The organism is Paenibacillus sp. J31R98 (assembly GCF_056269245.1).
Genome location: NZ_JBWDNO010000017.1, coordinates 1 through 1,459 on the forward strand (window position 1 = coordinate 1; position 1,459 = coordinate 1,459).

The window sequence follows — 1,459 nt, forward strand, 5'->3', positions numbered from 1 at the left end:
CTCATCCCCGAATTTTTCAACATTCGTGGGTTCGGGCCTCCAGTGCGTGTTACCGCACCTTCACCCTGGACAGGGGTAGATCACACGGTTTCGGGTCTACGTCCACATACTCAATCGCCCTATTCAGACTCGCTTTCGCTGCGGCTCCGGCTCTTCACCTTAACCTTGCATGGGAACGTAACTCGCCGGTTCATTCTACAAAAGGCACGCCATCACCCATATAGAGGGCTCTGACTTTTTGTAAGCGCACGGTTTCAGGTTCTGTTTCACTCCGCTTCCGCGGTGCTTTTCACCTTTCCCTCACGGTACTGCTTCGCTATCGGTCGCTAGGGAGTATTTAGCCTTGGCAGATGGTCCTGCCGGATTCCCACGAGGTTTCACGTGTCTCGCGGTACTCAGGGTACGTCTCGGAGAGTGCTGACTTTTGGCTACAGGGTTTTTACCTTGTCTCACGGGCCTTTCCAGACCTCTTCGCCTAACCAACACCTTTGTAACTCCATGTGAGACGCCCTACAACCCCAAGAAGCAAGCTCCTTGGTTTGGGCTAATCCGCGTTCGCTCGCCGCTACTGACGGAATCACTATTGTTTTCTCTTCCTCAGGGTACTTAGATGTTTCAGTTCCCCTGGTCTGCCTCTCATACAGCTATGTATTCACTGTATAGTAACTGGACATTACTCCAGCTGGGTTTCCCCATTCGGACATCCCCGGATCAAAGCCTGCTTACGGCTCCCCGAGGCATTTCGTCGTTCGCCACGTCCTTCTTCGGCTCCTAGCGCCTAGGCATCCTCCGTGCGCTCTTAGTAGCTTAACCTTTGCTCCGGTTTATATTGTCTGTTTGAGCTCCCGTTGGTGCCGCCGCTTCAGTCCCGCCACATTCGATGATCTCTCCCGTGGTCTTCGACCAAAGTCGTTCTCATTCGAACTGTCGGCGCATGCGCTCCGTACCAAAAGCAGTCAAAAGACAAAACCTTCGCTTGCATTTCATTAGTTAATCTCAGCTAAGAGATATTTCGCAAATTTCATATCCAGTTTTCAAAGTGCAAGTGTTTTGTGGTCGCTGCGCTCCCTTAAACAAATCAAGAGAAGCATAACCATCAAACTTGGTGCTTATTGCACCTGCTTGGCAACGTCCTACTCTTCCAGGACCCTGCGGTCCAAGTACCATCGGCGCTGAAGGGCTTAACGGTCGTGTTCGAGATGGGTACGCGTGATTCCCCTTCGCCATTATTACCAAACAGATGTTTTATTATTTTATTGAAGGATTTATTCCTTCAAAACTGAACATGAGCGAACCTGTCGGTTGTGCACCTTACGGTGCTATCTGATCATCATCGTGATCAGGTATATCCTTAGAAAGGAGGTGATCCAGCCGCACCTTCCGATACGGCTACCTTGTTACGACTTCACCCCAATCATCTACCCCACCTTCGGCGGCTGGCTCCCTTGCGGGTTACCCC

General features: G+C 51.2%; 3 rRNA genes. All 3 read right to left on the reverse strand.

Annotation, left to right across the window (positions count from 1 at the left end):
- A 23S ribosomal RNA gene (locus AC0YNX_RS30660) occupies positions 1-813 on the reverse strand; the annotation flags it as partial.
- A gap of 307 nt (positions 814-1,120) precedes the next feature.
- Positions 1,121-1,237: ribosomal RNA gene (rrf, locus tag AC0YNX_RS30665) — 5S ribosomal RNA — on the reverse strand.
- A 118-nt stretch (positions 1,238-1,355) separates the two neighbouring features.
- Positions 1,356-1,459, reverse strand: a 16S ribosomal RNA gene (locus AC0YNX_RS30670); the annotation flags it as partial.